16 protein-coding genes are annotated in these 18235 nt (G+C 32.5%); 8 read left to right on the plus strand and 8 right to left on the minus strand.

The genetic code is table 11. The features are described from left to right. From AC6BKE_RS14485 to AC6BKE_RS14520, 8 genes are all read right to left on the minus strand, one after another. Positions 1 to 597 (minus strand): distal tail protein Dit, encoded by a 597-nt coding sequence (locus AC6BKE_RS14485; RefSeq protein WP_499857063.1) that lies wholly within the window; start codon positions 595 to 597, stop codon positions 1 to 3. Continuing rightward, complete coding sequence (locus AC6BKE_RS14490; RefSeq protein WP_499857066.1) at positions 597 to 6998, minus strand: peptidoglycan DD-metalloendopeptidase family protein; 6402 nt, start codon at positions 6996 to 6998, stop codon at positions 597 to 599. The genes AC6BKE_RS14485 and AC6BKE_RS14490 overlap by 1 nt, the downstream gene beginning before the upstream one ends. Positions 6999 to 7182: 184 nt before the next feature. Next, positions 7183 to 7650, minus strand: a complete 468-nt coding sequence (locus AC6BKE_RS14495) for a YomO family phage-derived protein (RefSeq protein ID WP_499857067.1) — start codon at positions 7648 to 7650, stop codon at positions 7183 to 7185. 64 nt (positions 7651 to 7714) lie between these two features. Continuing rightward, positions 7715 to 8713 (minus strand): YomU family phage tail tube protein, encoded by a 999-nt coding sequence (locus AC6BKE_RS14500; protein ID WP_499857069.1) that lies wholly within the window; start codon positions 8711 to 8713, stop codon positions 7715 to 7717. A 16-nt stretch (positions 8714 to 8729) separates the two neighbouring features. Beyond that, positions 8730 to 9503: a hypothetical protein gene (locus AC6BKE_RS14505; protein ID WP_499857070.1), complete on the minus strand. Its 774-nt coding sequence runs from the start codon at positions 9501 to 9503 to the stop codon at positions 8730 to 8732. After that, positions 9500 to 10042, minus strand: a complete 543-nt coding sequence (locus AC6BKE_RS14510; RefSeq protein WP_499857071.1) for a YomW family phage-derived protein — start codon at positions 10040 to 10042, stop codon at positions 9500 to 9502. Before AC6BKE_RS14510 ends, AC6BKE_RS14505 begins: the two co-directional genes overlap by 4 nt. Before the next feature lie 264 nt (positions 10043 to 10306). Beyond that, a complete protein-coding gene (locus AC6BKE_RS14515; protein ID WP_499857072.1) occupies positions 10307 to 10786 on the minus strand; it encodes a hypothetical protein in 480 nt (159 codons plus the stop codon). A gap of 76 nt (positions 10787 to 10862) precedes the next feature. Continuing rightward, positions 10863 to 11366, minus strand: coding sequence for a hypothetical protein (locus AC6BKE_RS14520; RefSeq protein ID WP_499857074.1), 504 nt, complete (start codon positions 11364 to 11366; stop codon positions 10863 to 10865). Positions 11367 to 11598: 232 nt separating this feature from the next. Here AC6BKE_RS14520 and AC6BKE_RS14525 point away from each other — a divergent pair, with 232 nt between their 5' ends. The 8 genes from AC6BKE_RS14525 to floT all read left to right on the plus strand — a co-directional run bounded on the left by AC6BKE_RS14525 (position 11599) and on the right by floT (position 17905). Next, a complete protein-coding gene (locus AC6BKE_RS14525; protein WP_499857076.1) occupies positions 11599 to 12909 on the plus strand; it encodes a ParB N-terminal domain-containing protein in 1311 nt (436 codons plus the stop codon). 16 nt (positions 12910 to 12925) lie between these two features. After that, positions 12926 to 13912 carry a phage lytic cycle repressor MrpR family protein gene (locus AC6BKE_RS14530; protein WP_141904040.1) on the plus strand — a complete coding sequence of 329 codons (987 nt, stop codon included), beginning with the start codon at positions 12926 to 12928 and terminating at the stop codon, positions 13910 to 13912. 153 nt (positions 13913 to 14065) lie between these two features. Then, positions 14066 to 14530 (plus strand): hypothetical protein, encoded by a 465-nt coding sequence (locus tag AC6BKE_RS14535; protein ID WP_499857078.1) that lies wholly within the window; start codon positions 14066 to 14068, stop codon positions 14528 to 14530. 65 nt (positions 14531 to 14595) lie between these two features. Then, complete coding sequence (locus AC6BKE_RS14540) at positions 14596 to 14766, plus strand: hypothetical protein (protein WP_499857079.1); 171 nt, start codon at positions 14596 to 14598, stop codon at positions 14764 to 14766. A gap of 47 nt (positions 14767 to 14813) precedes the next feature. Then, positions 14814 to 15059 (plus strand): hypothetical protein, encoded by a 246-nt coding sequence (locus AC6BKE_RS14545; RefSeq protein ID WP_499857081.1) that lies wholly within the window; start codon positions 14814 to 14816, stop codon positions 15057 to 15059. Between the two features lie 68 nt (positions 15060 to 15127). Continuing rightward, positions 15128 to 15313 carry a hypothetical protein gene (locus AC6BKE_RS14550; RefSeq protein ID WP_499857082.1) on the plus strand — a complete coding sequence of 62 codons (186 nt, stop codon included), beginning with the start codon at positions 15128 to 15130 and terminating at the stop codon, positions 15311 to 15313. Between the two features lie 492 nt (positions 15314 to 15805). After that, the gene (locus AC6BKE_RS14555) at positions 15806 to 16336 is read left to right on the plus strand and encodes an NfeD family membrane protein (RefSeq protein WP_082673732.1); all 531 of its coding nucleotides are present in this window, start codon (positions 15806 to 15808) and stop codon (positions 16334 to 16336) included. Between the two features lie 15 nt (positions 16337 to 16351). Beyond that, complete coding sequence (floT, locus tag AC6BKE_RS14560) at positions 16352 to 17905, plus strand: flotillin lipid rafts scaffold protein FloT (RefSeq protein WP_058844285.1); 1554 nt, start codon at positions 16352 to 16354, stop codon at positions 17903 to 17905. The last annotated feature ends 330 nt before the right edge of the window (positions 17906 to 18235 follow it).

The following is an 18235-nucleotide window of genomic DNA, read 5'->3' on the forward strand; positions in this document are numbered from 1 at the left end:
TTAAAATTCACTCCATTTTTTGATATTGGCATATAGTGCTCCCCAAGAATTATCAATTTTATCAATCGTTAAACCATTAGATGTAATCTTCGTATTAAAAAAACTTCCTTGTTCAAAGCTATTTATGTCATCGATAATTTGATAACCCGTATTAGAATCTCTAAATTCCATATTGTTAAATCTAAATTCGTGAGAATAGGTGTAGGGAGAATCACATCTAATACTTAATTCAACATAACCTTGCTTTAAACCATTATGTAATAAGGTGGAATCGCCTTCTACAAGGGCATATAATACTCTATTTGGGTTATTGTCAAAAATTAAGGGTTTGTAGTATGGCTGGAATAACCAGCGAGCCATTTTTCTTATATCAGGAGCATCGAGCCATTTCTCTAAATAAAAAGATAAGTTAAAAGAGAGTGGCTCATGTTCAACTTTTTGAAAGTACGGTTTCTCATTATTAGCAATTTTTTTCTCCATAATCCTCCGTCTTGGAAGAAAATTCTCTTCGAATAAACCTCCTCTCGACCATGCAATTTGAATACCCATATCTTTCGATGAAATATTGTCATACATAAAATGAATAGATTCCAACATTACTTTCTCATTCCCTTCCTACGCAATAAATCGTCGTCAATCATTTTACTAAATCGATTCAAGTCATTTTTATCACCATTCATTTTATCAATGTGGAAGTTTATCTTGATGTCTCCATAAGTATCTCCATTTGGAGCAGAGGATATTTTTTGGAATGGAGCAAATTTTGATAGGAAAGGGGATAGGTTACTCATTATACTATCCATTATATTGATTGAATTAAACAAACCTTGTGTATCAGCTTTATTCAACATAATTTCTTGTGGGTGAGCAATAATAGCCTTTCCTCCTTTACCATCAATACCAATTCCAGTCCAATTCATGAAACCACCAGTGTCAAGTGAGGCAATTTTTTTCTTCATTAATTCACGTGTTGTTTTATTATCAATCATATCTAATTTGGAATTAAAGAATGATTTTAATTGATTAATTTGTTCAGTAGAGTATTTATTTTTAATGGAATCAAATGTTTCGTTTTCGGTGATTTTCGAATCATTGTCTCTTCCTTTTTGAGCAATAGTATCAGCTTTGCTTTTTAGAGCAGTTTTCGTATTTGCATTTAAGGATGGCTCAGGTACAAGTTTTTCGTAAATGAATTTACCTAACATAACTTGCATATCCCCCTCAGACAATCGACTTCCATTTTCTTGTTTATTACCTGAAACTTCGTTAAAAAACTGCTCAAAGAAGCTATTATATTTCCCACCAAGTATTTTTTTGTTGCTATTAAAATACTCATATAAGGAGTCCATTTCTGCTTGTGTAAGCACCTGTGTAGAATCATTAAAATTAGTACCATTTTTAGTAAATCGTGTATCGGCATTAGCGCGACCCTCTTCAGCTAATTTTTTTGCCATTTCACTAACAGCACTCTGATCCTTCCCTGAAACATTCGGCAAAACTCTGTCATATAAGAACTTACCTAATAGAACTTGTAAGTCGGCATCAGACAAATTACCTTTAGAAGTTGGAGGATTAGAAAGATTGGATTCGAATGAACCATTATCTTTAGATTTTTGACTTTCATTAAACTTATTTATTAATTCTAGAGCCTCTTCTAATTCTAAAATAACATTGTCACGAATTGCCTTACCCACTGTTTCCATAGTACCGCTTAAGTTTTCCCCTATTTCTGGTAGAGAAGCTTTTAATTTATCATGAAACTGATTGAATTCTGCCTCAACATTATTTAAATGACCATTGATGATGTCTTCTCTCAATTTAGCGAATTTACGTTCATCATTTAGTAAATCACTATAATGTGATTCCCAGTATTCTTTTTCAAGATTAATCTTATTAATTAAATTCTCATGCTCTGATTCTTGAAGCTCTATTTTTTCATCTATTTCTTCCTCTTTCTTCTCTAACGCATCATTTAATGACTCTTTGCGTAGTTCAGTTTCTCGATCATGACGTTTATTAGCAATGTTTTTATCGATTTCATCTAATTGTTCTTGAAGATTTTTTCTCTTTGCCTTTGCTTCATGAGAATTATCTAAAGCTAATATATTAAGCTTGCCTTGTATATTGGAACGTTCTTTCTCTAAATCGGAAATCTCCATATCATAGCTTCTTTGAGCTTCTTCTCGGTCAATGAGCCTTAGCTTATCTTCAACACTTTTTCTAAATAAGTCCATTTCTTCTTGAAGATTTTTCATGATTGCTTCATGTTTTTTATTTTCGCGCTCAATTTCCTCATCAAGTTGCTTGATATGTTCATCTCGAAGTTCTTGATAATAATCTTTATAAGCATTTATAGCTTTATCTGCAATTTTTTCAAGTTGCGATTTTTTTGCATCTTCTTTTTGCTTTGTATAATCTTTAATAGCCAAAGTAGCATTTAAATAGCCATTATACTCATCATTTATTAATTTTGTAATTTCTTTGATGCGTTCTGCAGTGATATCACGTTGTTTTAATTCCTCCAGCAAGTTATCTCTGGTCTCCAAATGCTGTTGAGCAATTCTTTCTTGAGCATTAATCATGATATTTGTGTATTTTTCGTAGTCAGCAGAACCTTCATCAAACATTTTCCGAATTAATTCAGCTCGATTCAATTCTGATTCTATAACATTTATTTTGTCATCTGATTGTGTTTTAATATTGATTAAAATGTCATAATCACTGTTTTGAATATCTACTTGTAGCTCTTTCATACCAATCGTTAGCTCTTCAATTCGTTGCTTCGCAGACTGTAATCCATCGCCAAACACTTTATTTCCATTTACTAGATTTTTTAATTGAGTCAGTTCATAAAGATTGGCATTTTGTTTTTCCTTCATCGCGTTATTAATATTCACGAGCGATTTTACATACCTAGCTGAGGAAGTATCTAATTCTTCAAGTCTAGCTTTCTCGTATGCAATAACGTTTTCTTGTATTTGCCGTTGCTGCTCATACTTTGACATGTATGATTCAACTTTTTTTGTACCTACATCCCAAATGGCAAAATCTATCTCACTATTTGCATTGTTCAGTTCATGTAGACGTTGGGTATACTCAGCAACAACCTTCTTCGAGACAGTGCCACTCTTAATAACGCCTTCAAGATAAGTAATTTCATTTTGGTTAATTTTCTTTTTATCATTTAAAGCAGCTTTTTGTTTATCTAATTCCTTACGATAGGACTCTGATGTGACAGTGAGTTTCCTTAATTTGTTATCACTAGTCTCTAATAAGTTATCAATAGTTGTCTTTTTGTTTTCAAACGAGGAAAGGTAACTATCTATAATGCCGCGCTCAAGATCTTCTATTAAATCTTTTTGGTTTAAAATTTGTTGCTGTAAACTAACTAATTCAGATTTAGTTTGATCAATAGCTTGTTGTGTCGTGTCAACTGTAGATGAAGTAGAAGAGGTGACTTTTCCATCTTTTGCTTCAGTATAGTAACTTTTAGGGTCTATACGTTGACCTTTGGCATTTTTCACTTCGTAATGTAAATGTGGACCCGTCACTCTACCAGAAGCACCGATATTACCTATGTGTGTTCCTATCTCAACATAATCACCAATTTTAGCGACAGCTTTATCTAGATGGGCATAAAGATGTTTGAAATTGTTTGCATCTTGCACGATAACAATATTTCCGTATGAAGCATCTTCGCCATTTTTAACAGCATCACCACTTGCTATTATTTTGCCTGCAACATTCGCATCTAAGCGAGTTCCTTTAGAACCTGAAATATCCATCCCTAGATGATAATCTGTTTTTCCTGAAATCGGGTCTTTACGGCTTCCATATGGGCTAGTGATTTTACCAGACCAACCGTTTAAATTCGTAGTTGTAGAGGAAGTAGTGGAATTGCTTGTTACATTACCGGTTTTCTGAATTTGCCCTGAGGCAATCTGATTTTTTAAAGAAGCCTCTTGCTGCTGCATCACATTAAGTTTTTCTTTTTCAAACTTAATTTGAGTTTCTAAAGCACTGCGATACTCACTAGAATGTTCTGGTAGTTTAGACAGTAATCTTTGTTGTTTTTCAATACCGAGATTTAACTCTTCTAGTTTTTGTTTGTATTTATCGGTTATATAAATTGATTGTGTCGTTGTTTTATTGGCATTTTTTTCAGCGTTAGTTAATTTAGTAACAGAGTTATCAACTGTACTTAATTGTTCACCATAATTTATTTTTAATTTTGTTAAATCAATTAATTCAGCTTTTTTTAGTTTTATTTCAGGCTCGTATTTTGCGGCAGCTCTCTGGTAAGTCATTTCATTTTGTAGATTTGCTAGATCAGAAGAAGAAGTAGGTTTATCTATCTTTTCTGCATAATCTGCTAATCTTGTTTCTAATTGTTCAATTTCTTGGTTTCTCATGGTAATACGTTTATTGATTTCTAGTCCTAGTTCAAGAGTAGCCTTTTGTTCCTCAGATAATTTATTTTCACGATTTAACTTAATGGCTTTTAATAATGCGTCATTTGCTTTATTCTCCGCAATCATCATATTGATTTTTTCTGCTGAAATACCTAGTAAAGTAGATTCATCTTTTAATATAACAGGATAGACCGAGGATAAATCATTAATTATCTCACTACGGTTCTTGTAAAGATCTACTATTTTTTGTTCCGCAGCTGTTAATTTTTCTTTGTTTAATAAATCAACTAAATTTTGTTGCGAATAACCTTCTAATTGCTTTGAGATTTCTTGATAAGTAAATAAAGAATCATCTAATGTATTAATGTATGAAGATGAAATTCCGAGAGCCTCTTCAGACGAATCTTTATAATTTCTCATCTTAGATGCCAAATTGTCTAGTTCATTACCAGATGAAGAAGTTTTCGACGTGAAATTTACTAGAGAAAGCCCCGTAACATTCATTACATCGTTGTATTTTTTGTACTCATTTATTATATTATTTAGTTTATTTTTAGTACCTGTTTGAATTGCATCAAGCTGTGATTCATCCATGTCTGGATTAGCAGATTTAATCATATCTTTTAGTTTGTCTATATAATTAGAAACTTCTTTTTCTGTTTCTTTGAATTTTTCTGGTGGTGCGAAATAAAGTTTGTTAAATTGAGACTCCATCTCTTCAAATACGCTAGCAGCATTATTTTCACTCAGTAGCGTTGATAAGGCTAATTGTAGGTTCTTGATGCCATCTGTGTCAGAATTAAATATTAGTTCTGAGCTAATTGTTTGTGCAAATTCTTTTGTACTACCTTTTAAATCTTCATTTTTATTTATGATACTTTCTAATTCTGCTATATATTCATTTTTTAATTTGGAGGTACTATCTATTAAATCGTTATTAGTATTGTTTATTAGTCTACTTACGTTGATTACTTCATTTTCTAATCTTTCATATTCACTTGCTAATTCTCTATCACCTGAATTTACAGCCTCATTACGCTTTCGTTTTAAAACTTCTTTTAATTCTGATAATTTCTCAAGGGAGTCATAAATTAATTCTCCTTTTTCATCCAAAAGAGGCAGTGAGAATTCATTAAAGGTGCTATTATACCTGATGCTAAAGTCCTTGAATCTTTCTTGAATTTGTGTACTATAATCGGTAATATTATCTTCATATATATCGGCTTTTTTAGAACGATTTTCTTCTTCTTTTAGTTTATCCTTCTCTTTTTCTATAGCTAATTGCTCTTTCAATAGTTCGGTTTTAATTTTGACTGATTCTACAGAGCCAATTATTTTTCTGTTATATTCATCTTCATTTGTAATTAAGGAAGGTAAAAGACTGGCTATTTTATTTTGTATATCGTAGTACTCAGAAAGTGTATAGGTATCAGCGTTGCCATTGTTGACAATCTCATTTAATCTCTCATATTTTGGAATTAATTGGTCTATTGTGTCTGCATTTTGTTCATAAGATACGAGTAACTCTTTATTGGCAATCGCTACATCATTTGCAAATTGCTCCGCCTCAGCTTTAGCTTTAGCTTGGCTTTCAAGGATACTTCCATAGATTACTTCTGCCAAAACAATTCCTGTTCCAACGGCAGTTGTTGATAAGAGTCCTTTACCAATGGCTTTGAGACCGCCTACTACTGAAGCCCCGTTGCCAGCCCCCACAGAAGTCCTACTTGTATTTTGAGTTTCTTCATTAGCTGGCAATGCTTTAATTTTACTTAATGTATTATTATATAATTCAGTTAACTCTATTGCTCTTGTAGCCCCATCAATAAATGAGGTAACAATGTTGGTAGAACTTTGACCCGCTGCAGCCGTATTTTTCCCAAATGTTACTATACTTTGATTCATTTTTTCAATTTGGTTTGAAATATCGGAAATGCCTGCTATGTTTAAGCCTTCACCAAGCTGCATATTGCTCAATTGGGTATTTAAATCGGTGATTTGAGATGCTAATTGTTCGAAGTCAGTAGTGTTTGCATAGGCTTTTTGGAGCTCGTAAATATTATATAAATTAGATTCTAGAGCCTGTAAATTTTGCTGTGTTTCTTCGATGCCATAGATTTTAAATTGGTTTGTAGCGATTGTTTCCATGTCTACTTTCATTTGTGTTACAAAATTTTTAAGAGAATGGAGATCGCCAGTAGGGATTTTGGACAGCTGTTTATAAAATGCACTAACATTTATTTTTAACTCATCAAATGTGTCATTAAGAGTATCAATCGATTTTATAGAATCCGAAATTTGCTGCTTGAAATCTTTGAAGATGGAAAGGGGAGCGGCGGTTTCAGTTCCTACATTTTGCAGTTTTAAAGTAAACGCTTCTAATTGCTGCTCCAATGCTTTTATTTGTTTTCCATACTCAATAAACATTTGAGTATTATGACCTTTAACATCTAAGTTGATTGTTAGATTAGGGATGTTTTTTAATTTTTTTATGTATGTAGATATATTTTGTTTCGAAATTTTATCGTTGATTCCTAGAGCGACTAAAAGCTCAGTTGGTTTTTTTTGTTCACCACCAGTACTCAATCGATTTTCCCTCCTAATTAAGACAACTGAAAATTCAGCTACTAATTTAAATTGGCAGCTGGATAATCATTCATTCTTATATTTTTTATAAGGCATAAAATGTTCAAATACCCTCCTAATAAGTAGGGGAGTAGTTCAAAATTCTAACGGTTTTTTAGTATTAAATATTGAAATCAACACTTGGTTATTCACCTTTGAGCTCTTTTTCTAACGCCAAATATTTAATACTTAAATTTAGTCGTTTACTAAGCTCATCTAAAACATTTGAAATTTCATGAGGTGTGAACATTTCTACCAGGAACAACTCATACCAGCCGATATCAACTAGCTCATTCATAGTAGCAAAATGTGTTTCTATTGATTTATCTTTTAATTCAGCTTGTAAGTCAGTGAAGTGTTTAATAATTAAAAATAAAATATAGTTATTTAATTCGCCATCATTTTTGAAAAAATCGAGCTTATGCTGTTCAACATAGGACATCGTATGGGAGAGCTCATTGATTAAAATAGTTATTTTACGCTTACTAAATTTAGGATAGTAATAAATAAATTTTCCTTGATCTTTATCAATGTAAAATTTTTGTTTTTTATTTAGTTCCTCAGCATTTTTTCGTATGTCAGTTAATGTTAATTTCGTCTCACGTTTTGTCATAATTACGCTCCTTTATTGAGATAAAAAAAGAGCAGAAAAAATCTGCTCTTTTTAATTAATTCATTTATATGATATCTACAATAATTTTTTCGCTGTATGTACCATCAGTTACTTCAATAATTGTTTGATCGTTGACTTTTGAAGAAGCTCCTAAAGCAACGACACCATCTGCACTTACAGTTGCAATGGATGAATCCTTTGATGTCCAAGTTAAATCAGTGTTTTGTAGTAAAACATTGCTATAGCCTGCGCCACGAATACCTAATACTGAAATTCGTTGTGAATCTCCAACGACAGTGGAATCGAGAACTACATGAGATGGATTTGCAGCAAGTGCCGTAAATTGTACTTTTTCCTCTGATAAATTACGAAGTTTAATATAAGCATAATTACCTTTTTTATCGGCAAGCGAGCTACCAGCTAGGGAAGAAGAAGCTACACCTTCATGTGTCATTGAAATTTCAACAGCACCATTCGGTTTGAAGTTCGGCACTTCAATAATAACTTCCCCAGTTTTCCCGTTATTTGATCGAATATCTACGTTTAATTCCATACGAACAGCTTTAGGGAATGAGTCAGCAGAAATCTCAATCGTGTCCATCATTTCCTGAACAGCATAAACAACCTGAATTTCTTTCCCAGCTAATGCAGGAACACTAATTTCTTTACCAGTAGGCGTATATTGTGTGAATGTACCGTTTAGCTGCTCTACATGCACCATACCGATAGGTGTTTCAGCTAATGTGCCTTTCCCAGCTACATCAAGTAAAATAATTTCATCTGTATAGTATTCAGCTAGTTGATGATTGATTTCTGTACCATTTTGTAAAGCAATATAAGCAGTATCAAAAGCGGCATCTTCAATGGAGAATGTTAATTCCTTTTGATAGTTAAGTTCGTATACCTTTTTAGAGCCTTTCCCTGCATGAATAGCCTGTGTTTGAATTGCTTGAGTCATAGATGAGTTAAGTAATGTTTTACCATTTAAAATTAATTCATTTGTTAAACGGTCAAATAAACGAACATTTGCTACTGAAGTTAAAAATTGATTTTGTTGTGACATAAAAATTACCATCCTTTTAGTTTATATTTGTATTGGAACTAGGCTCAAGTCCTAGCTTTTTCATTTGTTGATCAAATGCTGATTTTGTTATAATGACATCTTCGTTTTTCTTTGGTTCTTCAATATAACCTAACCAATGGGGGAGATCTTGGTCATTTTTAAATTCGATCATCCCAGAGTAGCGAGCATTTAGAATGGCATCGCTACTTACCATATAGTCCATGCGAATTAAACCTTTATGGAATTGATATAAAGTTAAATGTTCAATTTCATGGTAGGGTAAGCCAGATTTACAATGATAAGCAATTATTTGTTGCTCAAAATCTGCCTGTCTTGTTTTTCTTTTAGCCATAAATGCACGTGCTTCTTGAATGGCCTTTTTTGTACCAGGATCGATAAATTCATCATCTAAATCAATAAGATTTTGTTCACTAATAATGGTTTTGATTTTATCAAAATCACGCTCATTTAAAGTGATACCATCGACAACCATAAATACCATACCTTTTTCATTCATTGAAATTTGAATATCCTCAGTGTTAAAAACTAAACGGTATAATGAAATTAATTTCTCTAATATTTCATGTCCGCCATCGTTCTGAGATATGGAAATTAAAAAAAAGAAGTAAGACATTCTAATTATTTCAGGCTGTTGAAAATCGTTCTTAGGTAAAAGTAAGCACTGCACAGCATCATAAAATTCATCTGCATCCTTCATTTTTACAGGATAAATATTTAAACCTTTATAATAAATGGGTTTTCCGAAAGCCTTTTTAGTAGTAATTTTCATGATCTATAACCTATAGGCTGTTGCCCTGAAGGCATAATGTAAATCCAGCGATAACCTATAAAACCATTTGGTACATTGGTGATGGGGAGTCCGCTATGGAATCTTAAATCTCCAAATTCTTCAATATCCTCTTGAAATAATACTTCATTTAGCACTTCACCAAGCCAATCAAGGCGAAAATCAATATTATTGACAAAATCAGGTGTATACATATCAAAAATATATTGTTGAGTGCTTGAATAAGGGTTATCAGAGAATTGATTGATGTTTTTGATATAGTTTTTTTGAGGCATTCGAGATCCTGTATATAAGCAAATTCTACAAAATTTTGTTTCTAATGATAAATCACTAGTTTTATCACCAATAACGATTAAATTGTTAAGTATATGTTCTTTCTCGGGTAATTGAGAAACATCCATTTTTAATTCGTCAAGTGGATCATCTGAAGGATCCTGTGGTATGTAGTATAGCAAACGAAGCAATTTTTCATTTTTTATCAATGAATGATAAAATTCAGTTATGTTTTTTACAATTTTCATTCTCCTTTATCTGTAGCCTCCTAAGAGTGTAATTTTGAAGGTTTCATCATTAAAAATATTTTACATTAATTCATCCATACAATAGGCATCACCTTCTTTCAATTCATATAGATAGTAGTCATACTAAGCAAATAAATAGATTGCATAAAAGTAGGCTACACTTTTTAAATGAAACCTTCATGATAGGCCTGTATAAAAAATTTTATGTAACAGACAGACCTATTTGAAAAATTCATTTATTTTATGTATTTTAAATTAATTAACTCATTGAATAGACTCTTCATCTATATCTTCAATGCCAAGAGCAAGAGCTTCATAATAGGAAGTATTTGAAAATGTATTATGTCTGCTAGAACCTTTTTTAATTTCTTTCTGTTTATAGTGGGAGAGTACGTAATTATCTTGTAATCGATGCGTTGTGCTTTGATTCTTTAGTAATTTTGTTAGTTCTCTCCGTCTTTTATTACGTTTTTTAGCTTCTTTAATATACTTTAAATTTTCTTCCTCTAAAAAAAGTTCTTCTTTAGTAAAATAACCTTTTGTCATGTAGTAGCTTAGGATATCCAATATAACGATCGTATGATGAACTTGTGAGGTAGCTGTTAAATAGATTTCTAAAGAGACCTCTTCACCTCGATAAACGATTTTCTCATTTTCTAAAATGGACTGTATGTATTGAACTCTCTCTTCAATTGGGAGCTCTAAATTTAATTCAATTATCGTATTTGGTAATTGTATTTTCATATTAATTCTCCTTCTACTTATTAGGGTGACTGGTGTAGATTAAAATCCACGTTTTTCGCCCAAACGTATAATATGATTATTTTTTACATTTTTTACATTGTGAATGAAATAAATCTTTGCTGCTACTATTTAAACTAAAAAACTCATCTGTAGCTGGGAGAACATCATAACACTTACTACATGTTTTTGTTTTTAATTTTAATGTATTGATATAAATTACTTTTCTCCATTGTCTATCATTCTCTTGTTTAATCTTCAGACAAATTGTATTGAATCGACTTCCAACTGTTTTTGCGGGTATTCCTAATATTTTTCCGATAGTATAATAGGTGTAGTCTTTTGAAATATATGTTATTAATTTAATTTGCTCTTCATTTAAGGATTTTTCAATTAATTTATCTAAATCTGCGAACAAAGTAATCACATCTGTGTTCATTTTTAAAGAATCAGTTGCACAAGCTCCTTGATTGATGTTTGTATCGTCAATTGATCCTCTGAAAGTTAACAGTTCTTTAATAACGGCTACATCTGATAATACTAACTGCTTGTATTTTGTATCCTTACTTGTTTGGAAAACCATAATAGCATCCATCTCCTTTTGTATTTCCATATTTATGTTTTTATATTATAATCCTATTATTAGATAAATCAATGATTATTTTAAATTAATTTATCTATAGTTTAATGATGTATTAAGAAAAGCAGTTAAATAAATATTAAATAAATTAATTTAAAATGTTACATTATAAAATAGCGTATGTTACTATTAAAATAAATCTATTTAAAATGGAAAAAAGAGGGAGTGCGGAAAGGTGAAGGTTGGGAAAACAAAAGAATTGTTGATAGAGGATATCAAAGCCAAAATTCCTCTGTTAGTTCAAAATGATCTAATATTAGATGAGATTGCTATACAGCTTCAGAAACATAACATAAGTATAGGAAATATACTTGAATTAATAAATGATGAGGGGAGGTTATACGAAGCGAACATTCAAGAACTACTACTCCTAGCAGAGCAGTTATATTTAAAATTTAATGATAATGATGATGATTGGTCAGCAGAATGGCTAAATCCATCAGAGGTCAAGGAGTTGAGATTGTATAGAAAAGAATCTCCATATGAAGAAATTATTAGATTGCCTTATACCTTTGAGAGTGTGCTAAAAACTGGACACAATGAGTATGTAGCGATAATCCCAAATACAATTATAGGAAAGCTCTGGATGAGTGGTATTACAATGTATAATCCAAATATCCAACGCCAGGCAAAAAAGAAAAGGGTAAAAGACGCAATTATAGAGGTAATGAATTTAAATCCTAAATCTTTACGAGATATTGAAAAACAAACATTGGAAGGAGATTTAATAACTTCTACCTTACGCTACAATGCTAGAGTGGGCTCTGGAGTGAATGGGATTGAATGTATTTATGATGAACGAGAGCAATCACTAACCCTATTAGAAGGAGCGTTATTAGATGTTTTGGATGGTGCGCATCGAACATTTTCTATTTATAATGCCTATATGAAAAAGGTTGATTTAAAAGGAGCTATGATTGTTATTTTTTCAAATATGACGGAGGCTCAATGTAAGCGCGTCCAAGTAGACATGGCAAAAGCTAATCCAATTCCCAAACCTAGATTACAAGAATTAGCAAAAGATAAATTATCCGATGAAGTTGTCATCGAACTAAAAGCTGAAGGTGAATTAAAAGGGAGAATTACATCGAACGCCAACGTTAAATATTCATATGGTGAAGTGGTAACGTTTTCGGAGTTATCCAATGCCATTGATAAAAGCTTTATTATAGAAAATCGCATTGAAATCATTAAAATTGCCAAGATTATTAATGAATATATGATGTATCTTTTTGCGTACTATAAGGAAAATTTAGTTGATAAAGAATCGTTGATGTTTAAGAGTAGAATGTTCATTGGTCACATCGAATTAGCTGCTAAAATGTTTGAAAATAATATCCCATTTGAAGATTTAAATAAGCATTTAGACAAAATTGATTTTACAAAGGATAATCCTATTTGGGAGGAAGTTGGTATTGTTAAATATGGTAGTATGAGCTTACGCAATAGAGCTAAAATTCAAAAGTTATTTCAACAATTAATTTGAAAATGAGGTGTACAAGGTGCTGAAAGAAAATGTATTAAATAAAGATATTAAGGAATGGTATTTGCAATCATTAGATGTACAGGAAAACAGCCTTACTACTTATTTATCGCTATTTAATAAAGCAACATTGCTAGAAAATCAAAAAAATAAAGATATATTTGATATGAATAAAGTAGAATTAGAAGAGTTATTTTACAGTTTAAAATCACCAAGTCCACAATCAATTAGTGCATCTATCGGTTTTATTGGGAGATATATAGATTGGGCTATAATGAATGGCTATACAGATAATCGATCACAAAGACTACCAAGTATTATTGATATGGAATATTGTAGTAAATTTATCTTTAAAGCATCTATAGTTCGATATACAAGAGAGCAATTATTAAGCAATCTGCAATTATTTGATGACCAAAGACATGCAGTATTTCTTCTCTGCTTATTTGAGGGGATTAAAGGAGAGGGCTATAGTGAGATTTTAAATTTAAAAATGGATGATTTAAAGCTTGGAAATGGAGAATGTCAAGTAAAATTACTAAATAATAAGGGCTATACTAGAACAATTGAAATATCCGAAGATTTATACTGGAGGTTAGAAAGGTTAGATAAAGTATCCTCAACAAGTGCACAACCAAAGCAAGGGCAAAAATATTTTTCAGATAGTACGTATATATTTAAAAAAGCAAATGCTAAGGGCGAAGATATACAGCTGAAGGCTTCATTCGGAAATAGAGCTTTGGATTTAGCAAAATCTGTTTTTGACAATGGTAATTTGATAGCAAGTACAATTCAAACCTCGGGGATGATGTGGTACATATGGGAATTGCTCAAACATCAGGAGGTAAAAGTACTTAATAAGGACGTTTTAGAGAAAGTTGCTAGTAAATATGATACAGGATACGTAAATAAAGATAGTAAGTATGTTAGTTATTCCATCCTCCAACATAAGCTTGATTTTGATTTTATTAAAACAAATTACGGTTTTTTCCATATTGAGTTATAGAACTGGTGAATACCAGTTTTTTTATTTGCTAAAAAGTATTTGTTGGCTAAAATTTGTAAATATTCTCAAGTAATTCGCTTGAAAACGAACGTCTGTTCGTGTTAATATAAAAACAATATAATTGTTTAATCTTCGCAATAAGGAGGGATTTAAATGAATAATAAGGAGACAACTGCAATAGTAGAGCTTGTTATTTATAAAGATAGTGATATTTCTTTTGAATTAATGAATAATTTCTATGGCAGCATTTCGAATGTAGTGTTAAATGACGAGGGAGGAAATGCTTTAATGTGTGAATGTATGGATAGTTCTCTTTCTAGTTTAATTCTTATGGATAAATTTAATGATGATGAGGTTGAACTTATTAAGGAGATAGGTGATACAAAATTTATTTATAAAAAATCACAAGAAATGGAAATCCACTACGATAGTTTAGTTCAGTTAGATGATAATAAAGATAATATTTTTTGTGTTGCGGAATTCCAGAGTACTATTTATCTATATAATGGGTTTCAAAGAAAATCTATAATCAATAACCAGATTACAAGTTTGGAGAGTCTTAAAGATTATTTAAAAATAAATTATCCAAATCATAAAATTTTAGAAAGAATGAACTGAGTACATAAAGTAGTGGTGTCACAGCTTTCTAATAGATAGATTAATGCAAAAAATGGGGTGTTTAGATGGACAAATATGTTGTGAAAGAGTTTGCCTCTGAAATAATTGAAACATCAAAAGGTAGAATTAATATGGTAGATGCCGAAGCATTAGCAATCGTTTACATATCAAAAAAGAAAAATGTTAATCCAAGTAATTGTTTAAAGTGGATTATTCAGTGTAGGGGTAAGAGTTGAGAGGTTATGTATTAAATAAGTAGAGTTGCTGGAGGAGGGATGTATATATGGAGAAAATTGTTTTAGGTGAAATAAAAGAAATGATGAGCCATTTTGGAAAAGTTCTTCGCATTATCAATCAGGGTAGAGCGTTTGAAAGTGAAAATAATTTAAATGAATGTATAAATAAATGTAAGAGACTCCAGGTAGAGTTAATGAATTCAATTAAACTTATTGAATGGACATTTATGGAGATCCAAAAAGCTGAACAAACTCAACTTGCATTAAATAGTGAATCAGATGATGAAAAATAGAGACAACTAAAATTGTTGGTAGTTATAAAAAACAAGATTCTATTCATTTAATGAAGGGAATGAGTTAAATGAACTTAGTAAAAAACCAAAGAACACCCTCTTTGAAAATTGATAGTCATGCTATGGCTTTGGCTTATCAAGAAATGGGTGATTTAAATTTACATATTTCAATGGAAATGGATCATTTAGAATGGGAGGCACAGAGAATTATAGACAGTTTACTAGAAAAAATAGATGTATTAGATATTTATTAGTAATCGCAAGTCATAGTGTTGGGTTTCTCAATCAAAAAGTAACATAAAATAAATGATGATAGTATACATAATATTATTGCGGAGTATAGATCAACTATGCTCTGCTCAGACGTTAGACAAGCTCAAAAAATTGAATTGTCTAACGTCTTTTTTCTTTTACAATGAAATAGAGCTAAGTCATTGATTTCCACGAGAGGGGCAAACTGCTTTCCTCGCTTCGCTTTGCTTTCGAACAGGAAGCAAAGCGAAGCCTAGGACCTCGATTTTCCAGTAGGAGTCACCGCTCTTCGTTCCAATCAATTTCTACATAAAATACTCAATACACTTGTTGATGAAAGAAATATTAACGATTGATCAATTAGTACTTTTACTGCCCTAAATTTAAAGAAACTGGTGACTTGCTCCATTTTTGTTTGAAAAATGCGAAAAATTTCGAAACTTTTCCGGGGGTATATCCGTATAGTAGGTAATATGATGAAAGGGGTGAGCAACTTGACGCTATTTGGCTATTCACTCGAACAAATCTTTTTGGTTGTTTTGATTTTTGCTGGTCTTGCCACAATACTCGTTATGTTTTTTGGTGATGCTGTCGAAGGTATTGGTGAAGGACTGCCCATTTTTAATCCGAGTGTCATTCTATCTTTCATTACGTTGATGTCAGCAGCAGGATTTATTTTAGAAAAACTAGCCTGGTTCTCTAGCGTTTGGAACATTATTGCTGCATGTATCATCGGCGTTATTTTAAGTACTTTGTTTTATTTATTCGTCCTTGTTCCGCTGCGATCAGCTGATGTTTCATTGGCTTATACGGAGGAATCACTAGGGGGGCAATTGGGAAAAGTCATTGTACCAATTCCTGTAAATGGTTTTGGTGAGGTTGTTATCGAAACGACAAGTGGTATGATTTCGAAACGGGCAACAGGCTATGATAATGAAGCCATTGACTATGATGAGACCGTGCTTGTTGTAGATGTGAAGGATGGTACACTTTTTGTCAGAACGTATGAGAAAAAATTTGTATAAAGGAGAGATCTATCTATGTCAACCGATATTTTAATTGTTTTAGGAATTGTAGCATTTGTATTAATCGCCCTAGTCGGCTTATATGTGACAAAGTATCGTACGGCGGGTCCTGATGAAGCACTGATTGTGACAGGTAGCTATCTCGGCTCAAAAAATGTACATAAAGATGAGTCGGGGAATCGCATTAAAATAATTCGTGGGGGCGGTACATTTGTATTCCCTATTTTCCAGCAAGCACAGCCATTAAGTTTACTATCTAGTAAATTAGAGGTAACAACGCCTGAAGTTTATACAGAACAAGGTGTACCTGTTATGGCTGATGGTACAGCCATTATTAAAATTGGCGGCTCTATTTCTGAAATTGCAACAGCAGCAGAGCAGTTTTTAGGAAAGCAAAAAACGGAGCGTGAAGCGGAAGCACGCGAAGTTTTAGAAGGCCATTTACGTTCGATTTTAGGCTCCATGACGGTGGAGGAGATTTACAAAAACCGTGATAAATTCTCACAGGAAGTTCAACGTGTTGCTTCTCAGGATTTAGCTAAGATGGGTCTTGTGATCGTATCCTTCACGATCAAAGATGTACGAGATAAAAATGGCTATTTAGATTCACTTGGTAAACCAAGAATTGCACAGGTAAAACGAGATGCAGATATTGCGACGGCAGATGCAGAGAAAGAAACGCGTATCAAACGTGCAGAAGCCTCTAAGGAAGCACAAAAGGCAGAGCTAGAACGTGCGACAGAAATTGCGGAAGCGGAAAAGGAAAATCAATTAAAGGTAGCTGAGTTCCGTCGTGAGCAGGATATTGCAAAAGCCCGTGCTGACCAAGCCTATGAGCTTGAAACAGCTCGTGCTAAGCAGGAAGTGACGGAGCAAGAAATGCAAATTCGCATTATTGAGCGTCAAAAGCAAATTGAATTAGAAGAAAAAGAGATTTTACGTCGTGAGAAGCAATATGACTCTGAAGTGAAGAAAAAGGCTGATGCGGATCGTTATGCAGTGGAACAAAATGCCGCTGCCGAAAAAATGCGAGAGCTAGCGCAGGCAGATGCGGAAAAATATCGTATTGAATCGTTAGCGAAAGCAGAGGCGGAGAAAATTCGTTTGGATGGTCTTGCCAAAGCAGATGCCGAAAGAGCGCAAGGTGAGACAGAAGCAGATATTATTCGCCTACGAGGTCTTGCAGAAGCTGAGGCTAAACGTAAAATTGCCGAAGCCTTTGAATACTATGGTCAAGCAGCTGTGCTGGATATGGTAGTGCGTATGATGCCAGAATATGCAAAAGAGCTTGCGAGTCCTCTTGGTAATATCGATAAAATTACAGTGGTCGATACTGGTGGTGGCGAAGGCAGTGGAGCAAATAAGGTTACGTCTTATGCAACTAATTTAATGTCTACACTACAAGAAACATTAAAAGAAACTTCTGGTATCGATGTGAAGGAACTGATCGAAAGCTATGCTGGTAAGCACACTTTGCGTCCAGAATTAGAGCAAATTGCCCTAGGTTTGGAAAAAAAGCAAGCACCTGTTGAAGCAGTAGAAACAAAAGAAACTGTAGAACAATCCTAATAAAAATATATTTACCCAAAGAAAAATGGCATTTCCAATTGTGATAGGTTCCCTATTAGGTAGACAGATTAAAAAATAAAATCTGTTTATCTAATGGGGATTTTTTTATGACAAAATATTCTTTCACTGAAGAAACAGTTAGCCATTATATCATTCTAGCAGGAGGAGCATTACACATTAAATGAAGTAGCAAAAAATTTAGATGTACACCAAGATACAAAAAAGATTGGCAAAATAATGATCTTTATTTTGGAGAAGGGGTCTGAGCAATTAAACCAATAGAAACCTACTCTAAAGAAATAACATTGAGACAAATATTTCGTTTTACAA

This window comes from Lysinibacillus sp. COL-1, from assembly GCF_059814265.1.

Excerpts from the sequence above, each read along its gene's own strand:
- AC6BKE_RS14500 (WP_499857069.1), bottom strand. The coding sequence starts at position 8,713 with ATGTCACAACAAAATCAATTTTTAACTTCAGTAGCAAATGTTCGTTTA.
- AC6BKE_RS14545 (WP_499857081.1), top strand. The coding sequence starts at position 14,814 with ATGGAGAAAATTGTTTTAGGTGAAATAAAAGAAATGATGAGCCATTTT.
- AC6BKE_RS14520 (WP_499857074.1), bottom strand. The coding sequence starts at position 11,366 with ATGGTTTTCCAAACAAGTAAGGATACAAAATACAAGCAGTTAGTATTA.
- AC6BKE_RS14495 (WP_499857067.1), bottom strand. The coding sequence starts at position 7,650 with ATGACAAAACGTGAGACGAAATTAACATTAACTGACATACGAAAAAAT.
- floT (WP_058844285.1), top strand. The coding sequence starts at position 16,352 with ATGTCAACCGATATTTTAATTGTTTTAGGAATTGTAGCATTTGTATTA.
- AC6BKE_RS14540 (WP_499857079.1), top strand. The coding sequence starts at position 14,596 with ATGGACAAATATGTTGTGAAAGAGTTTGCCTCTGAAATAATTGAAACA.
- AC6BKE_RS14510 (WP_499857071.1), bottom strand. The coding sequence starts at position 10,042 with ATGAAAATTGTAAAAAACATAACTGAATTTTATCATTCATTGATAAAA.
- AC6BKE_RS14505 (WP_499857070.1), bottom strand. The coding sequence starts at position 9,503 with ATGAAAATTACTACTAAAAAGGCTTTCGGAAAACCCATTTATTATAAA.
- AC6BKE_RS14515 (WP_499857072.1), bottom strand. The coding sequence starts at position 10,786 with ATGAAAATACAATTACCAAATACGATAATTGAATTAAATTTAGAGCTC.
- AC6BKE_RS14485 (WP_499857063.1), bottom strand. The coding sequence starts at position 597 with ATGTTGGAATCTATTCATTTTATGTATGACAATATTTCATCGAAAGAT.
- AC6BKE_RS14535 (WP_499857078.1), top strand. The coding sequence starts at position 14,066 with ATGAATAATAAGGAGACAACTGCAATAGTAGAGCTTGTTATTTATAAA.
- AC6BKE_RS14550 (WP_499857082.1), top strand. The coding sequence starts at position 15,128 with ATGAACTTAGTAAAAAACCAAAGAACACCCTCTTTGAAAATTGATAGT.